The 22909-nt window shown below is 32.4% G+C and carries 27 protein-coding genes and 1 pseudogene; 22 read left to right on the top strand and 6 right to left on the bottom strand.

The features are described 5' to 3' along the window. The gene (locus BR43_RS04825; RefSeq protein WP_169741019.1) at positions 1 to 624 is read left to right on the top strand and encodes a TipC family immunity protein; all 624 of its coding nucleotides are present in this window, start codon (positions 1 to 3) and stop codon (positions 622 to 624) included. 108 nt (positions 625 to 732) lie between these two features. Beyond that, complete coding sequence (locus tag BR43_RS04820) at positions 733 to 1026, top strand: hypothetical protein (protein WP_034559987.1); 294 nt, start codon at positions 733 to 735, stop codon at positions 1024 to 1026. Between the two features lie 203 nt (positions 1027 to 1229). On the opposite strand, the pseudogene BR43_RS19465 reads toward BR43_RS04820, so the two are convergent. Beyond that, a pseudogene (locus BR43_RS19465) lies at positions 1230 to 2372 on the bottom strand (IS3 family transposase). Between the two features lie 53 nt (positions 2373 to 2425). Here BR43_RS19465 and BR43_RS20575 point away from each other — a divergent pair. From BR43_RS20575 to BR43_RS04790, 5 genes are all read left to right on the top strand, one after another. After that, positions 2426 to 2548: a hypothetical protein gene (locus BR43_RS20575; RefSeq protein ID WP_281173950.1), complete on the top strand. Its 123-nt coding sequence runs from the start codon at positions 2426 to 2428 to the stop codon at positions 2546 to 2548. Between the two features lie 523 nt (positions 2549 to 3071). After that, entirely contained in the window at positions 3072 to 3368 is a 297-nt protein-coding gene (locus BR43_RS04805; RefSeq protein ID WP_034559985.1) for a TIGR04197 family type VII secretion effector, read from the top strand. Positions 3369 to 3686: 318 nt separating this feature from the next. Beyond that, positions 3687 to 4850, top strand: a complete 1164-nt coding sequence (locus BR43_RS18965; RefSeq protein WP_051933810.1) for a T7SS effector LXG polymorphic toxin — start codon at positions 3687 to 3689, stop codon at positions 4848 to 4850. Continuing rightward, positions 4819 to 5130 (top strand): hypothetical protein, encoded by a 312-nt coding sequence (locus tag BR43_RS04795; RefSeq protein ID WP_169741018.1) that lies wholly within the window; start codon positions 4819 to 4821, stop codon positions 5128 to 5130. The genes BR43_RS18965 and BR43_RS04795 overlap by 32 nt, the downstream gene beginning before the upstream one ends. Further along, entirely contained in the window at positions 5124 to 5474 is a 351-nt protein-coding gene (locus BR43_RS04790; protein ID WP_034559981.1) for a DUF3969 family protein, read from the top strand. The genes BR43_RS04795 and BR43_RS04790 overlap by 7 nt, the downstream gene beginning before the upstream one ends. A gap of 743 nt (positions 5475 to 6217) precedes the next feature. On the opposite strand, the gene BR43_RS04785 is transcribed toward BR43_RS04790, so the two are convergent. Together BR43_RS04785 and BR43_RS04780 are read right to left on the bottom strand one after the other, a co-directional pair. Then, positions 6218 to 7297, bottom strand: coding sequence for a type I restriction endonuclease (locus BR43_RS04785; protein ID WP_034559979.1), 1080 nt, complete (start codon positions 7295 to 7297; stop codon positions 6218 to 6220). Positions 7298 to 7663: 366 nt separating this feature from the next. After that, complete coding sequence (locus tag BR43_RS04780) at positions 7664 to 8092, bottom strand: helix-turn-helix domain-containing protein (protein ID WP_034559977.1); 429 nt, start codon at positions 8090 to 8092, stop codon at positions 7664 to 7666. Positions 8093 to 8873: 781 nt separating this feature from the next. Here BR43_RS04780 and BR43_RS04775 point away from each other — a divergent pair. From BR43_RS04775 to BR43_RS04760, 4 genes are all read left to right on the top strand, one after another. Then, positions 8874 to 9260: a DoxX family protein gene (locus BR43_RS04775; RefSeq protein ID WP_034559975.1), complete on the top strand. Its 387-nt coding sequence runs from the start codon at positions 8874 to 8876 to the stop codon at positions 9258 to 9260. Between the two features lie 248 nt (positions 9261 to 9508). Continuing rightward, entirely contained in the window at positions 9509 to 10450 is a 942-nt protein-coding gene (locus BR43_RS04770) for an EndoS/ChiA family endoglycosidase (protein ID WP_034559974.1), read from the top strand. A gap of 218 nt (positions 10451 to 10668) precedes the next feature. Further along, a complete protein-coding gene (locus BR43_RS04765) occupies positions 10669 to 10872 on the top strand; it encodes a hypothetical protein (RefSeq protein WP_034559973.1) in 204 nt (67 codons plus the stop codon). A 578-nt stretch (positions 10873 to 11450) separates the two neighbouring features. Then, positions 11451 to 11639, top strand: a complete 189-nt coding sequence (locus tag BR43_RS04760) for a hypothetical protein (RefSeq protein ID WP_034559972.1) — start codon at positions 11451 to 11453, stop codon at positions 11637 to 11639. A gap of 71 nt (positions 11640 to 11710) precedes the next feature. Here the strand turns inward: BR43_RS04760 and BR43_RS04755 are convergent, their stop codons facing one another. Together BR43_RS04755 and BR43_RS04750 are read right to left on the bottom strand one after the other, a co-directional pair. Continuing rightward, positions 11711 to 12190 (bottom strand): hypothetical protein, encoded by a 480-nt coding sequence (locus BR43_RS04755; protein ID WP_034559969.1) that lies wholly within the window; start codon positions 12188 to 12190, stop codon positions 11711 to 11713. Positions 12191 to 12322: 132 nt separating this feature from the next. After that, the gene (locus BR43_RS04750) at positions 12323 to 12901 is read right to left on the bottom strand and encodes a DUF4352 domain-containing protein (RefSeq protein WP_034559968.1); all 579 of its coding nucleotides are present in this window, start codon (positions 12899 to 12901) and stop codon (positions 12323 to 12325) included. 152 nt (positions 12902 to 13053) lie between these two features. Between BR43_RS04750 and BR43_RS04745 the strand changes: the two genes are divergently transcribed. Continuing rightward, the gene (locus BR43_RS04745; protein WP_084679746.1) at positions 13054 to 13785 is read left to right on the top strand and encodes an NAD-dependent protein deacylase; all 732 of its coding nucleotides are present in this window, start codon (positions 13054 to 13056) and stop codon (positions 13783 to 13785) included. Positions 13786 to 13826: 41 nt separating this feature from the next. Here the strand turns inward: BR43_RS04745 and BR43_RS04740 are convergent, their stop codons facing one another. Next, positions 13827 to 14384, bottom strand: coding sequence for a GNAT family N-acetyltransferase (locus BR43_RS04740; protein WP_034559966.1), 558 nt, complete (start codon positions 14382 to 14384; stop codon positions 13827 to 13829). Between the two features lie 205 nt (positions 14385 to 14589). On the opposite strand from BR43_RS04740, the gene BR43_RS04735 reads away from it, so the two are divergent. The 10 genes from BR43_RS04735 (at position 14590) to BR43_RS19460 (ending at position 22886) form a co-directional block, all read left to right on the top strand. Beyond that, entirely contained in the window at positions 14590 to 15207 is a 618-nt protein-coding gene (locus BR43_RS04735) for a DNA-3-methyladenine glycosylase (RefSeq protein ID WP_034559964.1), read from the top strand. Positions 15208 to 15225: 18 nt separating this feature from the next. Beyond that, positions 15226 to 15717 (top strand): DUF3013 family protein, encoded by a 492-nt coding sequence (locus BR43_RS04730; protein WP_034559963.1) that lies wholly within the window; start codon positions 15226 to 15228, stop codon positions 15715 to 15717. Between the two features lie 23 nt (positions 15718 to 15740). After that, a complete protein-coding gene (prmA, locus tag BR43_RS04725) occupies positions 15741 to 16688 on the top strand; it encodes a 50S ribosomal protein L11 methyltransferase (RefSeq protein ID WP_034559961.1) in 948 nt (315 codons plus the stop codon). A gap of 4 nt (positions 16689 to 16692) precedes the next feature. Next, positions 16693 to 17451 (top strand): 16S rRNA (uracil(1498)-N(3))-methyltransferase, encoded by a 759-nt coding sequence (locus tag BR43_RS04720; RefSeq protein ID WP_034559959.1) that lies wholly within the window; start codon positions 16693 to 16695, stop codon positions 17449 to 17451. A gap of 82 nt (positions 17452 to 17533) precedes the next feature. Continuing rightward, the gene (gene deoC / locus BR43_RS04715) at positions 17534 to 18205 is read left to right on the top strand and encodes a deoxyribose-phosphate aldolase (RefSeq protein ID WP_034559954.1); all 672 of its coding nucleotides are present in this window, start codon (positions 17534 to 17536) and stop codon (positions 18203 to 18205) included. Positions 18206 to 18402: 197 nt separating this feature from the next. Next, positions 18403 to 19527 (top strand): peptidoglycan DD-metalloendopeptidase family protein, encoded by a 1125-nt coding sequence (locus BR43_RS04710; protein ID WP_034559953.1) that lies wholly within the window; start codon positions 18403 to 18405, stop codon positions 19525 to 19527. A gap of 200 nt (positions 19528 to 19727) precedes the next feature. Beyond that, the gene (locus tag BR43_RS04705; RefSeq protein ID WP_034559951.1) at positions 19728 to 21935 is read left to right on the top strand and encodes a RelA/SpoT family protein; all 2208 of its coding nucleotides are present in this window, start codon (positions 19728 to 19730) and stop codon (positions 21933 to 21935) included. 79 nt (positions 21936 to 22014) lie between these two features. Next, on the top strand, positions 22015 to 22461 hold the full coding sequence (gene dtd, locus BR43_RS04700) for a D-aminoacyl-tRNA deacylase (RefSeq protein ID WP_034559950.1): 447 nt from the start codon (positions 22015 to 22017) through the stop codon (positions 22459 to 22461). A gap of 90 nt (positions 22462 to 22551) precedes the next feature. After that, positions 22552 to 22734, top strand: a complete 183-nt coding sequence (locus tag BR43_RS04695; protein ID WP_034559948.1) for a hypothetical protein — start codon at positions 22552 to 22554, stop codon at positions 22732 to 22734. Next, positions 22722 to 22886: a pentapeptide repeat-containing protein gene (locus tag BR43_RS19460; RefSeq protein ID WP_084679743.1), complete on the top strand. Its 165-nt coding sequence runs from the start codon at positions 22722 to 22724 to the stop codon at positions 22884 to 22886. The genes BR43_RS04695 and BR43_RS19460 overlap by 13 nt, the downstream gene beginning before the upstream one ends. The last annotated feature ends 23 nt before the right edge of the window (positions 22887 to 22909 follow it).

The raw sequence follows: 22909 nt of genomic DNA, 5'->3' as shown, positions 1-22909 counted from the left end.
ATGAGAAAGCCTATAAAAATAGTATTCATTCTACTAACTAGTTTAATTGTTATACTTATTTCAATAAGTATCTACAATAGAGTTAAAATACAAAATATTTTTGATGAAATTTATTATGATAGTAGAAATGCTTCTGGAGATGGGTTTGATAAAAGATCTAGATTAGGTAACATTAAGGGAATGTCTTCCAATGCAACAAACTTGACAGGAATAGCTGCTCCAGAAGGAGAACGAGCAATCATGGAAGCCTACACAGATGAAAGCTTAAAAGCGCCGATGAAGTCTTTAGGCATAACAAATAATAGTACAAAAAAGGAATTACGAATTAGTTATTCCTTTATGGTTACGCAGAATGTAGCTGTTTTTTTTGATAATGTTTACAATGTAAAAACTAGAAAGTTAACAAAAGTTATATCTTTTGTAGAAGCAGATTCTGGCAAAAGGATTACAGACCAGAAAGAAGTTAGGGATACGTTAAAGACTTACAAGGTAACAGATGAACAATTGACAGCGTGGGATCATCAAGGAATGGACAAAGTGTTTCTTAAAGATTGGGTATCTGTTTATCCAAGCAGATATTCACCTGAAAAACTTGGGAATGTAAGTGTGAAAACAGAATGGTAATAATTATCTTATTATAAAACAAAGCTTGCGTTGATATACGTAAGCTTTGTTTTATATAAGGCGCATTTTTAAAATTAGATTAGTATCTATTACCGTAGGAGGAATTAAATGGGATTTTCATTGGATGTATTTGTTATCGGACAGGAAGAAGAAGAAAAGTATCAAAAAACAAATTCATTTTGTGCAGAGAAGCAATACGAATGGACAGAAGAAGATATGTTAGAAGAACAAAAGAATGTTGAAAAATCAGATAAAGCAGATAAAGCAGTTAATGAGATATCTTTTCCTTTTTATGAGAAAATTATTGGAAAATGGTACACTCTTGGAAAAGAGGAAGACGGGGAAGTATGGTGGGCTTCGGGACTCATTGATACAAATTACCTGTATCGGCATCATGGTTAACTGATGGGGAAGACGTTGAAGCTTTTTCTCCAGTGATTGTACAGGCTGAATATCAAGAAGATTTAGAAAAACTTTTGGAAGAAATGATTGCGTCCTCTCCCGTCAAATCACTTATAATCCGACCCAGATATCAGAGTGGAGAAAATGAAGTAGTTCAAGGAGTGGACAGATGTCAATAAAGTAGACACAAAAACAGATACAATTTAGGTAGAGCCAAAATAGATTTTTTCATTTTCATTTGGTGTCATCATATTGTTTGCTGAATGTGGGCGTTTTGAATTGTAAAAACCCTCTATATATTCAAAAGAAGATTGTTCCACTTCTTGGATTTTTTTAAATGTTCTACGATTAAGTTCTTCTTTTTTCATATATTAGAAAAAGGATTCGTTTACTGCATTATCTCAAGGATAGGCTGCTTTAGAATAAGAGGGAACGAGGTTATGATTATCTAAAAATTGACGGACATTAGTTGCACAGTATTGGCTTCCACGATCTGTATGGAATAGAACAGGATCTTTGGGGTTTCTTTGATTCACAGCTGTTTCAAGTGTCTCAAGGACTAAAGAAGCTTCCATAGTTGGACGAACGCGCCATCCTATAATTTTTCTAGAAAATAAATCTAAAATGACACAGAGTTAAACAAACCCTTTATTAACAGGAATGTAAGAAATATCGCTCGTCCAAACTCGATTCGGTTCAGTCGAATTGAGTTGTTGGTTTAAGTGGTTTGAGTAAGCTAAAGAAGCCTTTGGTTTCGCATATAAAAATTTTGGCTTAGTTGTAGACATTTTTGGCAAATCCATTGATTTCATTAATCGGTACACTCGTCCAACACTAATGAAAATTCCAAAATCACGCTCAAGAACAACTTTTATTTTCGCAGCACCTAATCGTTTTTTAGAATCCATATAGATAGAAAAAAAATGGTTTGTCGAAGCTGTTGATTTTCAACAGTTCTAGGAGCAGGAGTTGGGTCAAAGTGTTTATAGTAGGTACGTCTATTTACGTTTAAGACTCTACAAAGGCGCACAATAGAATGATCAAAACGTAATAAATGAACCGCATCTAATCGTTGTTTGAGTGTGGCGTGAAGATGGCAATCGCTTTTTTAAGATGAGGTTTTCCTCTTCTAATAAAGCGTTTTTCTTCTGTAAATCTTTAATCTGTTTAGCGGTAAGGATGGAACCATCTTCAATTTGAACTTCAGAATATTGTTTTATCCAGCGGGATAACGCTGTAAAGGAAACGCCATAGTCTTTACACAACGAAGTTTGTGTTTTACCTCCATGGTAAAGAGTAACAAGGCTTTTCTTAAATTCTTCATCATATTTTTTGTAATTGGACATTTGAATCATTCTTTTCGTTTTAGTGTCTACTTGTAAACAGTATACCATTAAAAATGCTGTCTACTTTATTAGTATATATCCAAGCGTTGAGTTATGAAGAAGCGAATGTGATTAGTTTGGAAGAGGTTAAGACTATGGAAGTGATTAAAGAACCTTGGGAGTGGGACGAAGAATAGGTGATAGGGTTCAAATAGATGAAATAAATTGAACTTATTGAAAAATATAGTCTTGTTCTGATTCACGTGTATTTTTGGGTACGTTGTTAGGTACGAGAGTATAAAAACGTGTTAAAATTCGTTGAAATCGTACTTATTGAAATATTGCTTAATCTATTGCTGTTAAAGGATTTTTAAACTATTTGAAAAATTTTGACACAGAACCAGGTCTTAAGAAAGCCCGTAAAGCTAGTCAATTCTCTAAGCGTTAATTGCTGGAGCGATTTTGGAATGAATTCGGTAAATATTTCTAAGAAATTATTATGAATAAAGGTGGTCCGAAGATTTATAATAAGTAGATACGCTTAAAGCACTGATTTGTTGGTGCTTTTTTGTTGTGTGTGAGTTCGCAAATCTTGGTATAGGTGAGTAATGAATTTCAAAAAATAAAGAACTAATGTAACTAATTTATATATTAATAGACATACAGTTATGTTAAAATTAATATTAAAATAATTTAATTACAGGTAAAGAAAGGAGAACAATGGAACAATTAAAAAGTGATTTAGGCGGTGCTAGCCAAAAAGCAACGGCTCTAAAAAATGCAACAAATACCCTAATTCAACCAGTTGTTATAACAGAGGATACACAAACAACGGTTACTGGAAATACAAATAAACAAGCAGCTATTAAATCGGCACAGGACAAAGCAAAACAAATAGCCAACGCGGTTGTAAAAGCTTCAAGTAATATCCAAAGTGTTGCCAAAGAATTTGAAGCATTGGATGAACAGATAGGTCAAAATTTACCTAAACCACTAGGAGATTATATAAATGGATAAGTGGGATGAGCTACATAAAAAAGAACGTTTATTGATGGAGCGAGAAGATCAGTTAGTTCATGGAAAAAGTCAAGTACAACGAATAAATGAAGCCTATTAGGAATATTTTAATGAAGGGCATCATTTTATGTCTGATTTATAGGATAGCTTTTATGAAAATGACGATAGCTTAATATACTTATGAATCCAACAAGGTACTAGCTGATTTAGAAGAGAGTACAGAGGAATTAAATAAACATAAACGAAAGATTCAAATGGAATTAGATGAAGTGGTCTATGATAAAAGGCTAGCATCTGCGGAAGAAAAAGAGGTGAAAAATGAGCGTTGATATGTATGTTTCAGCTTCAAAAAATCAAGCAAAAAGTGTGAGTGATATGACAAAGCAACAGATAATGGGTTACGAAGAATTACAAAAAGCTATTGCTGATTTCACTTTAAATAGTCCTTTTTTAACAGGTAAAGCTTATGATACGTCTAAAGCTTTTTTTTCAACAGTGTTGTATCCTTTGGCTCAAGGTGGTATTTTATTATCAGAGGCTGTGGATAGAGCTGTGACTAAGTTTCCAGAAGATTATCAATCTCAAGTAGATAGTGGCAATTTAAAACAATCGGATTTAGAAGAAAAGATTAGACAAGCGGAGGGGTTGATCGGGCAAGCCGAAGGAATACGCACTATGTTAGAATCTTCATTGACGCCAGATATTATCAAAACATCTCAGTTAGCAGCTAATTTAAGATTATTAGAATCCTATAGTGGAGTTAAACGAATTTTAGAAGAAAAATTAGATAAGTTAATGACGTTTAATCACAATTCACCCAAAATATTTGAGGAAATTCAAGCTTTAGAAGATGCAATTGATCAAGGATTAGCACAAACAACAACTGCTTTTAATCCAGATACTGGAACTTTTATGATTCCCAGTAAAGAAGCGTTAAGTTGGAGTAAAACAATCAACGAAAAATGGGCAGATTATGAAGCACGCCATACAGCTGAAGACAAGGTAGAGGTTAAAAAAACACAATTGCCAGGTGCAGAAATTGTGTATATGGTTTATAGAAATGGTGAGTTAGATAAAGAGGCAACCAGTGAATTAGCTAAAGAAATAGCAAAAGCTGATTTGAAATCAATGAACGTTTTTTTAGCAGGTGCAGGTTATCAGGTACTTGAAAATAATGGTGTGAAAGCTCTCTTAGATTTTGTTTTTTGGGAAAGGGAACTAGAGGATTCTGTTAAACAACATAAAGGGTATAATGAAGGTGTATTTACTGGTAATTTGTTAAGTTTACTGCAATCGGGTGCCGAGTTTATTGGAGGCGGATTGTGGCTCTTAGGCGGTACAAGTGGTAGTTTAGCGTTAGCCCCAGCAACGGGAGGTTCAAGTGTTTCCTATTCCAGCTATATCTGGAAGCGCATTAGCTATCTGGGGTCATGCGGCGGCTGTTGGCGGCATGAGTATTCAGAATATCATGAGTGGAAGTAACTATAATAATGCAGAAATAAAAGATACCTATAATGGTATAAAGGGTTCACCACAATACCCAGAAGGTTTTGAAGGCGTTAAGAATGGTACGAAAAAAGTAAAAGTAAATAATGCTTCTGTTTTAGATGCATTAAGAAAGGTGGAACCTGGTGAATGGAAAAAAGTTTATAAGAATGGGTATGATAAATCAGGAAAAAAAGTATCTATTCATTACTTTGAAAGTAAGTCAGGTAAAGTGTTCAACGTAAAAGTGAAAGGACAGTGGAGTACAGGATGGTAATAAATTTAGAAAATAAAAATATAACTGAGATATATTTATCTGTTATGTCTATTGGAATATTAAAATGTATAGAAGATGGAGTACTTGATTACGATGATGCAATGTCGCTTTTATATCAGCCGTTTAATATAGATAAACTAGAAGATAAGTACCCAGAATTAGGTGAAGCAATTCATTTAGGAACAGAGTTAGAAGATGTTGCGAGCATAGTTCCTGAACAATTAGAAAAATCTATCAAAGAAATAGAAAACTTGAACAGAAAATTAATAGAAAAAAATAGAAAAAAATTTAAAAAAGACAATGGGGAAAACTCACCAATTTATAAAATGGATGAGAGATATTAATTAAAATATAGAAGTTGATTTTCTTAAAAATCACTATGTAATTAGTGAGGGAAAAGGTTTAATTGTAATTTTTTAACTCCTTTCAAAAAAATTACAGCTGAGAGATTAGGAAAACTCACCTATTGTTTTCGCTAGAAAGCATTGGAAATATCGTTCCATAAATAATATATAAAAGATGCACAAATAGTGTATTGATTATTTATAGTGCTTAGGTTATCAATCTCCAAAAGATTTTGAGAGTAGTCATTCTTAATTTCTCTTAACGTTGTGTCCAATTTTTCTTGACAATTCCAAATGTAGTGACCCCAAAAAGTCTAACTTTTTGGGGTCACTACATATTAAGGCTTATTTTTTAATTATCTGGATTTTCCCTAAAAAGAACGTTCGTATTTTTTTGTTTAAAAGAAAAGCCCGAAGGCAAATCTTAATTGAACCGTTATTCAATGATCAGTATAAGAATACTTCAAATGGAGTGTCTTCATCTAGATTAAACAGAATAATTTTTCCCAAGATTAAGCTCTGTCAGAATAAAATTATTTGAAGCAACCTCATCTTTTGTTTTAAAATCATCATAAATCAAAATTAGCAATAGAATGAACAGGGTTATGCTGTGAAACTTCGTTACTTGTTGTGATTACTGACCCCACACTTGATTGATACAATCCCAACAACTTAATCTTAGGAATTTTTTTATTTCAAAACTATCTTATTATAAATTTTAACTATATAGTTCACTCCAAAAGTTAGTTTGATTCATTTTTATTTATAAAACTATTGACAATAGCAATTAATTCTTTTTCGTGGGAAGAAATTTCTAATGGACCTTCTAAATCATAAGTGGATTTGTTTGAATCATTTAGAACAATTTTAATTCTAGTGGTAGTAGAGTAAACATATACACGAACTATCCATTTTCTTATACTATCATCTAATAAAATATTAAAGTAACTCCTGTTGTCTCGGTAAGTCACTCTTTCTAAAGTAACTGTGTCTTTTAACATAAGCTTAACAATAGTGTAAGCTTCAATTTCTTCAGCAGTAGTAATAATTCCATCATCTTCAATTTCTTCTTTCGTTTCAGAAGGATCTTCTTGAATAGAAGTAGAGGTATTTAATGCAGCACTTAATTTAGCATTTACTTTTTCAGTAATAAATTGATTAAATCCTTTTTTTATAATAGGAGTAAACTTATCTAGAGTTGCTTTAGTTTTAAGTCCGTCAAATATTTCACTAACAAAATATTTAATAAATTCATCTGATGGAGAATCAAGTTGTTCATTTAAAAAAGATTTTAAATTGTTCAAATACTTCAGCTCAGAAGCACTACTAGTAATTGTTTCAATATTAAAATTGTCTTTATGAAACTTCGCAATTTCAGGTATTTGATTTTCTTTTAAGTCTGTTAAATTAATTGTTAAAAAAGGAGTGGAATCCATTTTATTTGGTTCATCAAGATCAGTAAAAAATTTATATTCATCTCCATTTGTTAAAATTCCAAATCTGGAAGTTGTTGTGCCAAAATATCGAAATAGTTGGGAATCATGTTTTGTCAGTTTTTCAGTAATAGATTTAGCTTCTACTAAAATTACTGGAATAGTTTCAAGAACAACTGCATAATCTACCTTTTCACCTTTTTTTATACCTACATCAGCAGTGAATTCTGGAACAAATTCAGTTGGATTAAATACATCATATCCTAATAGCTGGAAAAAGGGCATTATTAAAGATGTTTTAGTTGCTTCTTCAGTTCCAATGTTACCTTTTAAATTAGTGACTCTAGTGCTTAAAATCTTTAAATCTTCTTTGAATTTTGAAATATCCATTATTTCTCCTCTTTTAACTGTATTTTAAGAACATATTTGTGATATAATACATTTGCTCTAATATTATCTGCTCTAACTAGTCCCCATGACTGGATAGAGCTTTTTTACTTATCTAAAAAATTGTCCACAATGTTCACCTATTCACAAGTTGAATCGAAATAGTTTGTACCTATTTCGATTTTTAAAGATGAAGTTAATGATTGGGATAAAAGAAAGGGAAAACTAGAGTTTAAATGAAAGGAATTCGTACTTCCTTGTTACAATAACTGAGACTCTACATACAGTTTTTATAGCTGGTTAAAGGTCTCTTGTTTAATGATTATGAACTAATAAATTTAATTTTCTATCAATAATATATCTATTCATTTAGTTGCTTAATTTTGCTATTTTTTTAGGAGTAAAGTTCTTTTTGACTTCTTGTTTGGCGATTCTTAATGAATTTTCAAGAGACATAATTAATAGTTCTCTAATATTGTCCTCCATTTCTCCATTTTCTTTTGAACAATAAGCACTATTTTCTAGATCTTCTATCATAACTTGCAATCGTTCTGCAATGCTTGTTTCATCTGTATCTATCAGTGTATAGTGTTTTATTTGCGGTTCTCTATCTAAAAGATAATCTGTACTTATTTCAAGCGCATCTGCAATAGAGGATAATTCATTTTCACGTATAGCTCTTTCACCGGATTCAATTCTATTCATAACGCTTTTGTTTAGTTTTATTTTATCAGCAAGTTCTTTTTGAGTCATATTTTTACTTTCTCTAAGTTCAGTGATTCGTTCTCCTATAGTCAAAAATATCACCTTCCTTTCTATAATAGCAATATAATTTTAACATGTTTCCATTTTAGAAATGCAGTAATTTCTAAAATAGAAATAAAAAAAGATATTTCTGATTTAGCGATGTGTTATATAAATACAAGATTGCTAAAACAGAAATTAGGAGGAGACATAAAAAATTAAATTATTAAAAAAAATATTTTTAATGCCAGAAGTAATCTTACAAGGTTAAGCTTAATTTTAAAGATATCTGTTGTAGTAGGTGTCGTACCATCTATGTAAAAGGTAGAAGTAAATTATTTCGATAGTTATCAAATCAATTCTCATAATCCAGATAATGTATTATCGTTTTATTTGTTATATATTAAAATCAAATAAAATAATAGTGAAAAAGTACTTGACTTACTTTTTGTTTGTAACTATAATAGTTACAGTAGGGAGGGCAGAAAAATCTCATCATTTTTATATAGCATGTTTAAGCGTATCAAGGGGGATTTCGATTTTCATCTCTTTTAAAGACAACTAGCTAGTGCAGGCTAGATAAAAATAGGGAAAAGACTATCATGCTAAAGAAGAAATACAAACTATATTTTAGTATAAATAATTAAAGGGAATTATTTTAGTAAGTCAGTTAATTAATTCTTCCTATTAAATTAATTAATGAGAAATAATAATTAATTTATGTTGAAATGTCAATTTAAAGTTGAATTTTTTGATAAAAGGAAACACGTATGTAACTGATTTTTTTTTAGAAATCAGAGTCATCTTAAAATTATAAAACGGGAGTGATAGCTAAATGTTAGAAGACAAAAACAAAGCAAGTATTGGTTTATTAGCCATACGAATCATGTTAGGAATTACAATGGCGTTGCATGGCATTCAAAAAGTAACAAATTTATCAGAAACAACGGAATTCTTTGTTGGATTAGGTTTGCCAAGTATCATGCCAATTTTGATTGCTTTGATTGAAATCGGTGGTGGAATCTTTATGGTTATTGGATTATTAGTTCCTTTAGTTAGTCTAGGTTTTGTTGCAATTTTAGGTACAGCCATCTTTATGTTGAAGTCAGGTAGTGGTTTTGTAAATGGTTTTGAATTAGAATTGATTCTGATTGTACTAAGTATTGTATGTGGATATGTTCATTTCAATAAAAAATTAATCCAATTTATGCCACTTAGCTAAAAAAGCATACAAGAAGAATAGCTTTAAAAATAAGTGTAGGCTTCCATTCATCTACTTAGAATGGGAGTCTATTTTTAGTAGAATTGTTTTATCATATCTACATAAATGATATACTTAGTGAAGCCTGTAAAAAGAAGGATCTAGACATACAATAGTATAGTTATATTTGACTAAAAAGAAAGCGTTTACAAATAAATAGAAAACGTATATACTAGAAATAGATTAAAATGATAAAGGAGATGGATGAAGTGAAAAAATTTGGTTTTTTAGTAAGTATTATTTTGATGACTTTGGCAGTAGGTGCTTTCGGAGAGAATGCACAGGCAGAAGAAACAACCAATAAGCCGATTACGATGGCCTATTATCGAACATGGCGCGATGTCACAATGCCACATGATGCAAATTCTAATTTACCAGATAATAACGTAATCGCGATGACGGATTTACCAGATGGATTAGACATTGTATCGTTATTTCATTATGTAAAACCTGGAACAAATGAATCAAAATTTTGGCAAACAGTTAAAGATGTTTATGTTCCAACGCTTCATCAACGAGGTACAAAAGTAATTAAAACAGTCGACATTTCAGAAATTTATAATGTACCTAGCGTTGGCAGTATGCCTTCACAAGTGGAATACGATTTATATGCTCAAGCATTAATTGATAAACATTTGACCCCATATAACTTAGATGGCTTAGATATTGATATGGAATCGTATCTTTCAGCAGCTCAAGAAGAAAAGGCGACGAATATGTTTAAATATTTGAATCAAAAACTTAAACAAGATGAGTCTAAATTATTAATTTATGATACAAATAAAGACAACCATACATTATTTACTAAAATTGCGAACTATGTTGATTATTTATTTATTCAAGCATACGGAAGAAGCCCTCAAAGCTTAGACAAAACATGGAGCACATATAAAAATGTCATTCCATCAACTAAATTTGTTCCAGGAATTACATTCCCAGAGGAACAAGATCAAAATCGTTGGTATGATGCTTATGAACCATTTGCAACCAGCAATGCGTATTTATATGCAAAATGGCAACCTAAAGACGGACCAAAAGGTGGAATGTTTATTTACGCAGTTGATCGTGATGGGAAAAAGTATGGAGATGACTCCATTACAAAAACTGATTTTTCTTGGACAAACCGTATTATTGATAATGTAAAAAATTAAAAACTAGCTCATAAAAACTTTTTATTCCAACTAGGAATAAAAAGTTTTTTTTATGAATAAAATGAAAATCGCTGTATATAATTGCAATAACTTTTTATTTAAAAAGGCTTGCTTGCTGCAATCAATTGTTAGAGTCAATCCTTAATTTTGATTCTATAATTAAGAGGTAATTGCGATACCGCGGTTAAAGTAAATGTTTTTTAATTAAGGAAGTGTGAATGATTATGCTAACTAAAAGACAAAAAGAATTAGTTCAACTATTAATGTACCAAAATGAGTTTCAAACGGTAGAATGTTTTGCAAATAAACGAGGTGTTTCCAAAAGAACAACGCATTCAGAATTAAGAGCGATTGAAGGATATCGCTCTAGTTTAAGCAACTATCTTGAAAAACGACGCGGCGTTGGAATTGCTTTAAGGTAAAAAAGGAGGAGACATCATCTAAAGACAAAAAAATAAGGAAGGAGGTTTGCTCGACGGTTGCAAGAAGAATTCAAATGAGGCAATTGCTCCTTTTTGAGGAACAAACAATTAGTTTTAAGCAACTATCCGAATTTTATTTTCAGAGTTAATCTATAAGCAAAAGTTTAGAAACTATTTTTTTACTCAGCTTCCTAAAGAAACATTTCAACAATTGTTTTTAGTATTCGATCATTTAAAAAAAGAAAATCAGTTGATTAATTGGAAAAATGCTCAAATTTTATAATTTATTGGAACTCAACTATTGGGTTATTTTATAATGAAATATGCTTTTTTTTCAAATGAAAAAGTTGATATTTTTATGAATCAATCTGAAATAGAGTATGTTCTATATCAAGATTTGAAGGTAGAAAAATAAATAAAAACACAAGATATAATTGTTATTTATATCTTGTGTTTTTTGTTATTTTAAAAAATGTGTTAAATAATTTTTTTCACTATTTATCTTCTTTATAAAGTGTTTTTGTTAGGTGTAAAAGTATTTATATGTTATATTAAATAACTGAGGAGGGAAGGATACTATGCTTGATAAATATGAGTATAATTATAATGATAATTTTATTAGAGACTATATAAAATTACATGAAATTGAAAATGTTTTTGTGGCAGAGAATAGCCTAATCATCAAAAAAGAAGATTGCTTTTCAGTTATTACACTACCCAAAAATAAACAGACAATTATAAAGATATTAAATAATGCTAGAATCTGATTGTCAGTCTAGCTTAAATAAACCAAAGCTGCTAAATCAGGTGTATAAGTCCTTATTTTAACAGCCTTTTTTTATTTGCCGAAATCTAATTTTAAAAACTTTAACTGAGTCAGTTCCTCAAGCCATGTCCAGTGAAACATATTACTTTCAAGGGGATTAAAGTAAAGGTGTGTATCATTAAGTTGATTCACAATTTCAGATGAATCTAACGTGGAGGCATCATGTTTTTCATTTAAATAATAATATAAAATAACGTACAATCGAGCATCTAAACAAATTAGTTTGTTTGCCTTTTCTTGGAATTCTTCTTGAGAGTCAAAAACCTGTTGTGCTTCATGTGCAGTTACATAAAAGGCCTCAATTAGTTTATTTTTAAATCCAATTGGATCGAAGAAAAATTCTTCTTCCGCCTCCCCATCCCAATCATTGGGCGGCAATAAAATAGTCTTTCCTTTAGGATAATCATAGATTGCTTCTGAAACTGCTCCTTCTGCACCGAAAGGAAGGCTCTCAATCTCAATGGTCCATAAATGTGTTGCGGTTGTTAACATAGTGAAACCTCCATTAAAATTTACTTGTCCGGTCATCTTTCTAAGAAATTAGTTGTAGATGATTGGATAAATTCATATAAAAAATACATAAAAAAACGTTAGAAAGTTAAAATTAACGATCTAACGATTGGTTTAATTGTTTAACGGAATAGTCGTTTGTTGATTATTCCAGCTATCATTAGAAATCATTAGATTGAAATCAGCCGATTTAGCAATCTCAGGACTAACTGAAAAAATAATCGTACGGGTTAAATTTTTACTTGGCTTGATTGCTTCAGATTTGAAAGTTTCTTGTTTTGAAGAGTTATCTATCATGCCAGTATAGCGTGTACCATTTTGAACAAGAGTAAAATCTGTTTCAGCAAATTTAATGGATTCTTTGCTACTATTTGTTATGGAAACATCATAAGTTACTAAAACATTGGATGTTCCATTTACTTGGTTTTCAATAAGTTGTTTATTTGTGACTGCAAATTTAATCTTTTTAAATGTGCTAGTTTGATCTTGATTACGAGGTTGAGAAGTACTTGTTCTTTCGGTTTTTTGAATAAATACAATTGGAGATTGCAAAACCATTGTTTCATTTTTTACTTTTGTTTTATAAAAATAAAAACTAGCTAAAAGTATGCAGATGAGCAAAATCAAGAACAATGTAATCTTAGTTTTTTTGAATTTTTTTTGTTTTCTGGGATATAAGTAACTATTGGCCATAAGTTCCTCCTGTATTTGAGTAGCGACTCATTTTTATGTTCTTATTTATTGTAATATAAAGTTGGATAAAAGAATAGTTAAATTCCGTTTAAATTTAATAAGATATGGTATCATAGCAGTAAGAATTGTCAGAAACAGGATGGTGCAAAAAAGTGGAAGAACTAGATACCTTACAAAATTATATGAATAATAGCAAAAAAATAGTCTTTTTTGGTGGAGCAGGGGTCTCAACAGAAAGTGGAATTCCAGATTTCCGATCTGCGGATGGTATTTATAATCAAAAAACAGGAATTGGATATTTAGCAGAAGAAATTATTAGCGACTGGTTTTTAGCAGAACATCCAGCGTTATTTTTTGATTATTATTTTAAACATTTAGTTTATCCTCAGGCAAGACCAAATCCAGCTCATGATTATTTAGCTAGTTTAGAAAAAAGTGGTAAGAACGTTACTGTAGTTACACAAAATATTGATGGTTTGCATCAATTAGCAGGAAGTCAGTATGTCTTAGAATTACATGGTGCGATTCATCAAAATCATTGTTTAATTTGTCAGAAAGACTATGCTCTTGAGGAACTAAAATTAGATAAAGACGGAATTCCCCGCTGTACATTAGATAACGGTATCGTGCGACCCAATGTTGTCCTATATGGTGAGGCCCTAGATGAAACGGTATTAACAGCCAGCATTACTGCAATTTCTGAAGCGGATGTTATGATTATTGCTGGAACATCATTATCGGTATATCCAGCGAACGGATTAATTCACTATTTCAAAGGGAAAAAATTAATTCTTATCAATAAAACGAGTTTACAACAAGCAACAGAAGCTGATTTAACGATTATTGATGCTGTTGGGGAAACCTTTAAGCAATTAAAAGTTTAAAAAAAAGCTGAAATCTTAAAGGACTAAGATTTCAGCTTTTTTTACTGAGAAATGAAGTATTCTTCTTTTAGAATTGAATAATAACAATCATCTGACCATTTTTCTTTATGTAGCCGATTTTTGCGTAATGTTCCTTCGTAGGTCATACCTAAACGTTTCATAACTTTGCCAGATGATGTATTATCAGAGTCGTGAAGCGAATAAACTTTTTCGAGATTAAGAATAGTAAAGGCAAAATCAAGCAAAAGTTTGCCGCTTTCAGTCATATAGCCTTTTCCCCAATACGCTTTATTTAAAACATAGCCCAATTCGGCGCTTTTATTTGTGGCTTCAACACGTAAGTCAATTGTCCCAATCATCTTATTATTTTTTTTTAAAACAACTGCATATTTCCCAGCAGGTTCCTTTAAAAAATAAGCCGCAATTGATTTTTCTGCATCCTCAATAGTTTTGTTACATGGAAAGACAAACTGAGTGGTTTCTTCGTCGCTAGCATAGTCAAACATATCTTCAGCATCACTTAATTGAACAGGGCGTAATAAAATGCGATCACCCATTATTTCTTGATGACTAAATAATAAATATAAGTACTTTTCCATGTTAAGCCCTCCCAATCATTTTAACTAGTTTATAGAATAAAAAATAGGCTGTCAATCCAAAAAAATGATTAGATAACATAGTAGCTATCAAAAAAGTTCCTAAGAATTAATCTATTTGTTAAAATAAACGGATTTTTATAACGAAAAATCAAATTTTATTGTATACTAAGGAAGGCAATTACTTGTAAAAGTAAGGAGGCGTAGTATGATTAGTTGGCTAGATTCTACCAAAACAACGGAAGAAATCGCTAAAGAGTTATTAGGAATGCTTGTAGTCAAAGAAACGCCAAATGGACGAACTTCTGGTTGGATTGTTGAAACAGAAGCCTACTTAGGTGAATTGGATGCTGCTGCTCATAGTTTTGCTGGAAAAAGAACTCCACGCTTGGAATCTATGTATGAAAAAGCAGGGACAATCTATGTATATAGTATGCATACCCACCAAATGTTGAATTTAGTTGTTCAAAAAAAGGATATTCCAGAAGCTATTTTAATTCGAGCTTTGGAACCTTATGAAGGAATTTCATTAATGGAAGAACGCCGACAACAAACAGGCATTTCACTGACGGATGGACCAGGGAAATTAACTAAAGCCTTTGCTATTGATAAAACTGATGATGGTACTTGGGCGTGTACGCCGCCATTAGTTATTACAATGGATGAACGGCGTTATCCTAAAAAAATTGATAGTTCTAAAAGAATTGGAATTCCGAATAAAGGGGAGTGGACAGACGCTTTATTGCGTTATAGTGTGAAAGGGAATCCCTATGTTTCAAGGATAAAAGGTAAGAAAGAACTAGATCATGGTTGGATAGAAAATTAAAAAAGTGAGGGTAATAAAATGGCAAAAGAAGATTTAATTGAGTATATTACTACTGTGTTGGAGGAAGCCAATTTAGAATTTGATTGGTTGATTCAATGGAACAAACGTCAACATGGAATTGAAATTTATTTTACTTTATTTGTTGAAACAGATAGCAGTGAAGTGATTGAAGATGTTGAAGGAACTGTTAGTGAAAATGATATTATTGAATTTGAAGACGGAATTGTATTCTATGATCCGACAAAATCAAAAATTGAATTAGAGGATTACCTTATTGGGATTCCCTTTGATAGTAAAAAAGGGATTGAAAAAGGATTAATAGAAGCAGTAGCCAAATATTTACGAATTGTTGTTACAGAAGGTCATGCTGATTTAATGGATTTTGCAACAGATCCAACAATTGAAAGTTTTGAAATGAACTGGGATCAACAAGCTTTTCTTGGAACGATTGAAACATTAAAAGAAACCGGAAGATACGATGCAACTCTTGTATCCTATCCTAAATATTAATAAAGGAAAGCAGGAGACGATAAATGAAATGGACAGAAGTAAGTGTATTAACAGCAAGCGAAGCCGTTGAGGCAGTATCAAATATTTTAGTTGAAGCAGGAACAAGTGGCGTATCTATTGAAGATATGGCTGATTTTAATGATACGCCAGATGATGGTTTTGGTGAAATTTGGGCATTAGATCAAGCAGATTTTCCAGAAACTGGGGTAATTATTAAAGCGTATTTCCCAGAAACGCTCTTTTTACCAGAAATTTTACCTGTTATTAAACAACGTATTCTAGAATTGAAAGAATTTGGCTTAGATATTGGAGAAAATCGTTTAGAAACTAGTGAAGTAAATGAGACAAGCTGGGCAACTGCTTGGAAAAAATACTATCACCCACTACAAATTACTCGCTTTATGACGGTTGTTCCTAGTTGGGAAGACTATACGCCAAAGTTTGCCGATGAACGAGTAATTCGTTTAGATCCAGGTTTGGCCTTTGGGACAGGAACACATCCAACAACGCGCTTATCGATGCAAGCTCTAGAAACGACAATTATTGGCGGTGAAACTTTACTAGATGTTGGAACAGGTTCTGGTGTGTTAAGTATTGCTAGTAAGGCGCTAGGAGCAGGAGACGTTTTTGCCTATGATTTAGATGAAGTTGCTGTTCGTGCAGCTAAGGAAAACATGATTTTAAATGAGTATGCTAAAGATGTGCCAGTTGCAGCTAATGATCTTTTAAAAGGAATTACAATTGAAGCCGATATTGTCATGGCGAATATTTTAGCAGAAATTATTTTATTATTAGTAGAAGATGCATGGCGTGTATTAAAACCAAACGGTCTATTTATCACCTCTGGAATTATTGAAAGCAAACGCGATGAAGTCATTGAAAATTTACTTTCACAAGGATTTGATATTGAACAAATTTTACAAATGAAAGATTGGTTTGCGATCATAGCGAGAAAACCTGCGGAGGAATAATGACATGCAACGTTATTTTTTAAAGGAAACATTGCCAAATTATCAAAAAGAAAAAATCTATTTAACAGAAGATCACTATCATCATATGGTCCGAGTGATGCGAATGAAACCGGGACATAAAGTTTATTTAGTGATGCCCAATAGCCAAGCATTTATTGCTGAAATCCAAGAAATTAATGAAGAAAACCTAACATTGATATGGATTAAAGATGAAATCCAAGATAAAGAACTTCCAGTAGACGTCACAATTGTCAGTGGATTGCCAAAAGGGGACAAGTTAGAACTAATTGTTCAAAAAGGAACGGAATTAGGAGCAATGACGTTTATTCCTTTTGCTGCTACTTTTTCAATTACTAAATGGGATGCCAAAAAAGCGCCTAAAAAAATTCAGCGACTAGAAAAAATTGCTTTAGAGGCTGCTGAACAGGCTCAACGTCGCCAAATTCCAGTTGTAGAAGAAGTTCATACACTGGCTCAGATTATTGCAATTAGTAAAAATTACGATCAATTAATTGTTGCTTATGAAGAAAGTGCTAAGTTAGGTGAAGAACAAAATTTAGCAAAAGCATTGAAAAGGTTAACTTCTGGTGAGAAGATACTCTTTTTATTTGGTCCAGAAGGTGGTTTATCAGAGCAGGAGATTGATTCGCTAGTAGCTGCTGGTTTCACATGTTGTGCATTAGGACCACGGATTTTAAGAACTGAAACGGCACCGCTTTATGCATTGTCGGCGTTATCTTATCAAATGGAATTAAATCAGTAAATGAGAAGATTTTTCTTTGTCAGAAGACAGAAAAGTAAGGTATAATGAAGAGACAAAATGTAAATAGAAAGTAGGAAATAACATGATTGAAAATTTAAATAAATATATTGACCATACTTTATTAAAGCCAGAAGCGACTGAGGAACAAATTAAAGTTCTTTGTGATGAAGCTAAAAAATATGATTTTATGTCTGTTTGTATTAACCCAACTTGGGTGAGTAAAGCTGCAGCATTCTTAACTGAAAGTGATGTAAAAGTCTGTACGGTTATTGGTTTTCCTTTAGGAGCAAATACATCAGAAGTGAAAGCATATGAAGCCAATGAAGCCATTGCCAATGGTGCAAATGAAGTTGATATGGTTATTAATATTGGTGCACTAAAGGATCATGATGATGAATTAGTCATTAGAGATATCCAAGGTGTAGTAGATGTTGCTAAAGATCGTGCGATTTCAAAAGTAATTATTGAAACGTCTTTACTAACAGAAGAAGAAAAAGTTAGAGCTTGTGAATTAGCTAAAAAAGCAGGAGCTGATTTTGTTAAAACATCTACTGGTTTTTCAACAGGTGGAGCAACGGTAGAAGATGTAAAATTAATGCGTGGAACAGTTGGACCAGAAATGGGTGTTAAAGCTAGTGGTGGTGTTCGTAGTTTAGCTGATGCCCAAGCCTTTATCGATGCTGGAGCAACTCGTTTAGGTGCTTCTAGTGGCGTTGCAATTATGGAAGGTCAAACAGCTGCAAGTGATTATTAAGAAAATCCTTAGCCTAGCTTGGAAGAAGAATCTTCTAAGCTAGGCTATTTTTTAAAATTAATAATATGACAGACGTTCATCTATACGTCATATATTTGTCATTAAATTGTTAGGAAAAAAGGCGATTAAAAAATACTGGTTATGCTACACTGGTTATTGACTTAGCAAGAAGAATACTCTGTAAAGGAGAGGTCAGTGTGAAGCCAAAGAAGCAGTACTTAATTTATTTTGTTGGATTAACTTTATCAATAGGATTTTGTTTTCATTCAAGTCATGTGCAAGCAACTGAAAATGAGCAAAAATTAACTGAAATACATACTCAATTTGCAGAAATTGAAGAACATATTACTCAATTAAATGATTCTCTATTACAAGCAGATGCAACTATCTCAACATTCAATGAACAAATTAAAGGTCTAGAAATGAAAATTGCTGAGAGGAAAGTGACCGAGCAACAACAAAAGGTTCAAAATGATAAATTAACTGAATTTCTTCAACAAAATGTACCATCTTTAATAGATAAGAAGGTAATATTTGACGAAAACAAGCTACAAAAAGTTGAATTAGAGAAACCGTTAGTCTTTCTAGAAGTAAAAGAAATTCCGATTATTGAGGCGCAAATTAAAGAAGTAGCTGAACAAAAAAAACTCATTGTTGCTGAATTGCTCCAGCAACAATTTAATTTGAAAAGGCAAAATTTAGCTAAGGAATTGTTAGTTGAAGAAATAGCTGATTCAAAACCAGAATCGGGAGTCATTCCTGAGCAGTTAGAAGCTGTAAAAACAGCGCATCAGCAACAAATTTTATTGTGGGATAAACGCAACGAAGATTTGACAAAACAGTTAATAAAAGCAGTCAGCAGTAATGACATGATAACCGAGGACACACAACAAACCGCTCTTCAATTTGGTTTTAAGTTACCTGTTACGGATCCTGTTTCATCAAAATTTGGTGTGCGAACTGGATATGATAGCAATGGTTTCCATAAAGGTATTGATTTTGCCTCAGCAATAGGAACAAAGATTCATGCAGCTATGGCTGGAGAAGTAGTTATCGCACAAGAGGATGGCGCATCTTTTGAGGGTTATGGTAAAGTTGTTTTGTTGCGTCATACTAATGGGACATGGACGCTGTATGCCCATCAATCGGAATTACTTGTAAAAGTCGGCGAACAGGTTGAAATAGGTCAAGTTATTGGGAAAGTTGGCGCTACAGGACAATCAGATGGTGCGCACTTACATTTTGAAGTCCGAACAACGTTAATGGGTGGTATGGGTGCAGTTGTTGATCCGGCACCATTATTAGGAATAGAATATGAGTAGCTAATTTTTCTGTTTGAAATTATAGACTAGAAAAGTTATAATAAAACAAAGTGTATCAAGAAAAAGCACTCGATTTTGGGTGCTTATTTTTTCAATTTTAATGAACTAAATATTTTTTCTTTTTAAGTGCTGTGAATAAACTACTTAAAAGGCTGAAACCGTAAAAAATAATTATACTTTAATAGAAAGAAGGTGACCTTATGCCAAAAAATAAAAATTATTCTGCTGGAGAAGTTGTTGCATTAACGTCAACTTATATGAACAGCGAGCATGTTGCCTTTATAAAAAAAGCCTGTGATTACGCAACTAAGGCCCACGAAGGTCAATACCGTAAATCAGGAGAAGAATATATTATTCATCCTATTCAAGTGGCAGCAATTTTAGCAGAGTTAAAAATGGATCCTGCAACAGTTGCTACAGGTTTTCTTCACGATGTTGTGGAAGATACAGATCGTACATTAGCTGATATTGCTAAAGAGTTTTCACCAGAAGTGGCGATGTTAGTAGATGGCGTAACAAAGTTAGGGAAGATTAAATACAAATCCCACGAAGAACAACAAGCAGAGAATCATCGGAAAATGTTATTAGCGATGGCGCAAGATTTACGTGTAATTATGGTGAAGCTAGCTGACCGTTTGCATAACTTACGGACATTAAAACATCATCGAGCAGACAAGCAACGTCGGATCGCGAATGAAACGTTAGAAATTTATGCGCCGTTAGCACATCGTTTAGGGATGAGCCGGATTAAATGGGAACTAGAGGATACTTCTCTTCGTTATTTAAATCCACAACAATATTATCGCATAGTTCATTTAATGAATTCTAAACGCGAGGAACGTGAAGCTTATATCGCTGATTCAATTGATAAAATTCAACAATCAGTAGATGAATTAAAATTAAAAGCAGAAATTTATGGACGTCCAAAACATATTTATTCCATTTATCGTAAAATGAAGGATCAAAAAAAGCAGTTTAATGAAATTTATGATCTTTTAGCGATTCGGGTAATGGTCGATTCTATCAAAGATTGTTATGCAGTTTTAGGGGCAATCCATACTAGATGGAAACCAATGCCGGGACGGTTTAAAGATTACATTGCCATGCCAAAAGCCAATATGTATCAATCGATTCACACAACTGTAATTGGACCAAGAGGAAATCCTGTTGAAGTTCAAATCCGAACGTTTGAAATGCATGAAGTTGCCGAATTTGGGGTTGCTGCTCACTGGGCATATAAGGAGGGCATTACTAAAAAAGTTGAAAATAATGATGCCGTTGGAACGAAATTAAGCTGGTTTAGAGATATTATCGAATTACAAGATGAATCGAATGATGCTAGTGATTTTATGGAAAGTGTCAAAGAAGATATTTTTAAAGATAAAGTTTATGTATTTACTCCAAAAGGGGACGTTAGTGAATTACCATCTGGAGCAGGACCTTTAGATTTTGCTTTTAATATTCATACTGAAATCGGTAATAAAACGATTGGAGCTAAAGTCAATGGAAAGATAGTTCCTTTGAATTACAAACTGAAAAATGGTGATATTGTTGACGTAATGACTTCACCAAATTCATTTGGACCAAGCCGTGACTGGATTAATCTCGTTTCAACAAGTAAAGCAAAAAATAAAATTAAACGCTTTTTCAAATTGCAAGATCGTGATATAAATATTGAAAAAGGCAAAGATATGATTGAAAAACAATTACAAGAGATGCAATTTGCTCCTAAAGATTTCATAACAAAAACAGCAATCAAAGAATTGTTAGAACGGTTTAATTTTACGACGGAAGATGATTTATTTGCAGCTGTTGGCTATGGTGAATTGACGGCTTTAATTATTGCCAATCGCTTAACTGAAAAAGCGCGTCGTGAACGAGAAAAAGAAACTCAAACAATGGAAACCATTGAAAAGAAAAATGATAAAAAGCCTGAGAAAATGAAAGTTCGTCATGAAGGCGGTATTGTCATTCAAGGGGTAGATAATCTGTTGGTTCGGATTAGTCGCTGTTGTAGCCCAGTTCCAGGGGATAAAATTGTTGGGTATATTACCAAAGGGCGGGGAATTTCAATTCATCGTGAAGACTGTCCGAATATTAAAGGTGCCGATGATATTGAGAATCGTTTAATTGATGTAGAGTGGGAAGACGCAGCTTCTAAAGGTCAAGAATATGATGCAGAACTTCAAGTTGAGGGATACAATCGAACAGGGTTGTTAAACGAAGTCTTGCAAGTTGTGAATAGCATGACACGCAATTTAACCAGTGTAAATGGGAAAGTTGACAATAATAAAATGGCGACGATCACCTTAACTATTGGAATTCAAAATCTGAATCAATTAGAAAAAATTGTCGATAAAATCAAAACTATTCCAGAAGTTTATAGCGTTCGTCGAATGACTTCATAAGAATTGTAAACAAAACAGGCAGTGAATTTAGGAACTGCCTGTTTTTCTATAGACTAGAAAAAGTAAAGGAGTTTCAAAAATGAAAGTTGTTATTCAAAAAAGTAAAAAAGCAAGTGTCTCAGTTGAAAATCAAGTAATTGGTGAAATTAGTCATGGTTTTGTCTTATTAGTTGGAATTAATGAGGCAGATACTCAAGAAGACGTGGATTACATCCTTGGAAAAGTCAGTAAGATGCGTATATTTGATGATAAGGATGGAAAAATGAATCTGTCTTTAGAACAAGTACAAGGTCAGATATTATCGATTTCTCAATTCACTTTATTTGCAGACACTAAAAAAGGCAATCGCCCAAGTTTTATCAAAGCAGCCAGACCAGAACTAGCCATTCCATTATATGAAGCATTAAATCAAGGTTTTCGTGACTTAGGCTTTACGGTTGCGACTGGAGAATTCGGTGGTGATATGCAAGTTTCCCTAATAAATGACGGACCCGTGACGGTTATTTTAGATAGTCAGAATCGTTAATTATTTAGTTTGAAGACATGCGACTATTTTTTAGTGTTGGGATGAGTTTCTAGTTAGTATATTTGGAGATAAAGTAGATGGCTGTAAATAATGAAAATAACATATGGAAATTTAAAACAAAGTGTACAAATCAATGATTTAGTGAACTTGATTTTACCAATTAAATTCAGTGTTTTTTATCAAGCTGCTGTAATAGCAGCTTCTTTTAGTTATGCAAATTCAACAGGAACTAATTTTGAAGAAGCGAAGCCACTTTTAAAATGGCAGATTTAGAAAATGAAAATTTTAAAAATGCTGATATAGCGTATGCGGAATTTACTGAAGCAAAACTATTTGGAGCCAATTTAACTGCTAAAAGAATAGAGACTGCCACTTTTAGTAATACAAATGATTCGGGCAAAAGGAATTTCTCCAGAGGAAGTTGAAGGAATCTTGCTAGTTAACTAAT

The sequence above is a fragment of the Carnobacterium gallinarum DSM 4847 genome (assembly GCF_000744375.1).
Taxonomy (GTDB): domain Bacteria; phylum Bacillota; class Bacilli; order Lactobacillales; family Carnobacteriaceae; genus Carnobacterium; species Carnobacterium gallinarum.
This window is presented reverse-complemented; position numbering and strand designations above follow the sequence as displayed.

Bases quoted from the DNA above. Each gene is read 5' to 3' on its own strand.
- BR43_RS04825 (WP_169741019.1), top strand. From the start codon at position 1: ATGAGAAAGCCTATAAAAATAGTATTCATTCTACTAACTAGTTTAATT.
- BR43_RS04820 (WP_034559987.1), top strand. From the start codon at position 733: ATGGGATTTTCATTGGATGTATTTGTTATCGGACAGGAAGAAGAAGAA.
- BR43_RS20575 (WP_281173950.1), top strand. From the start codon at position 2,426: ATGCTGTCTACTTTATTAGTATATATCCAAGCGTTGAGTTATGAAGAA.
- BR43_RS04805 (WP_034559985.1), top strand. From the start codon at position 3,072: ATGGAACAATTAAAAAGTGATTTAGGCGGTGCTAGCCAAAAAGCAACG.
- BR43_RS18965 (WP_051933810.1), top strand. From the start codon at position 3,687: ATGAGCGTTGATATGTATGTTTCAGCTTCAAAAAATCAAGCAAAAAGT.
- BR43_RS04795 (WP_169741018.1), top strand. From the start codon at position 4,819: ATGAGTATTCAGAATATCATGAGTGGAAGTAACTATAATAATGCAGAA.
- BR43_RS04790 (WP_034559981.1), top strand. From the start codon at position 5,124: ATGGTAATAAATTTAGAAAATAAAAATATAACTGAGATATATTTATCT.
- BR43_RS04785 (WP_034559979.1), bottom strand. From the start codon at position 7,297: ATGGATATTTCAAAATTCAAAGAAGATTTAAAGATTTTAAGCACTAGA.
- BR43_RS04775 (WP_034559975.1), top strand. From the start codon at position 8,874: ATGTTAGAAGACAAAAACAAAGCAAGTATTGGTTTATTAGCCATACGA.
- BR43_RS04765 (WP_034559973.1), top strand. From the start codon at position 10,669: ATGATTATGCTAACTAAAAGACAAAAAGAATTAGTTCAACTATTAATG.
- BR43_RS04760 (WP_034559972.1), top strand. From the start codon at position 11,451: ATGCTTGATAAATATGAGTATAATTATAATGATAATTTTATTAGAGAC.
- BR43_RS04755 (WP_034559969.1), bottom strand. From the start codon at position 12,190: ATGTTAACAACCGCAACACATTTATGGACCATTGAGATTGAGAGCCTT.
- BR43_RS04750 (WP_034559968.1), bottom strand. From the start codon at position 12,901: ATGGCCAATAGTTACTTATATCCCAGAAAACAAAAAAAATTCAAAAAA.
- BR43_RS04740 (WP_034559966.1), bottom strand. From the start codon at position 14,384: ATGGAAAAGTACTTATATTTATTATTTAGTCATCAAGAAATAATGGGT.
- BR43_RS04735 (WP_034559964.1), top strand. From the start codon at position 14,590: ATGATTAGTTGGCTAGATTCTACCAAAACAACGGAAGAAATCGCTAAA.
- BR43_RS04730 (WP_034559963.1), top strand. From the start codon at position 15,226: ATGGCAAAAGAAGATTTAATTGAGTATATTACTACTGTGTTGGAGGAA.
- prmA (WP_034559961.1), top strand. From the start codon at position 15,741: ATGAAATGGACAGAAGTAAGTGTATTAACAGCAAGCGAAGCCGTTGAG.
- BR43_RS04720 (WP_034559959.1), top strand. From the start codon at position 16,693: ATGCAACGTTATTTTTTAAAGGAAACATTGCCAAATTATCAAAAAGAA.
- deoC (WP_034559954.1), top strand. From the start codon at position 17,534: ATGATTGAAAATTTAAATAAATATATTGACCATACTTTATTAAAGCCA.
- BR43_RS04705 (WP_034559951.1), top strand. From the start codon at position 19,728: ATGCCAAAAAATAAAAATTATTCTGCTGGAGAAGTTGTTGCATTAACG.
- dtd (WP_034559950.1), top strand. From the start codon at position 22,015: ATGAAAGTTGTTATTCAAAAAAGTAAAAAAGCAAGTGTCTCAGTTGAA.
- BR43_RS04695 (WP_034559948.1), top strand. From the start codon at position 22,552: ATGAAAATAACATATGGAAATTTAAAACAAAGTGTACAAATCAATGAT.
- BR43_RS19460 (WP_084679743.1), top strand. From the start codon at position 22,722: ATGGCAGATTTAGAAAATGAAAATTTTAAAAATGCTGATATAGCGTAT.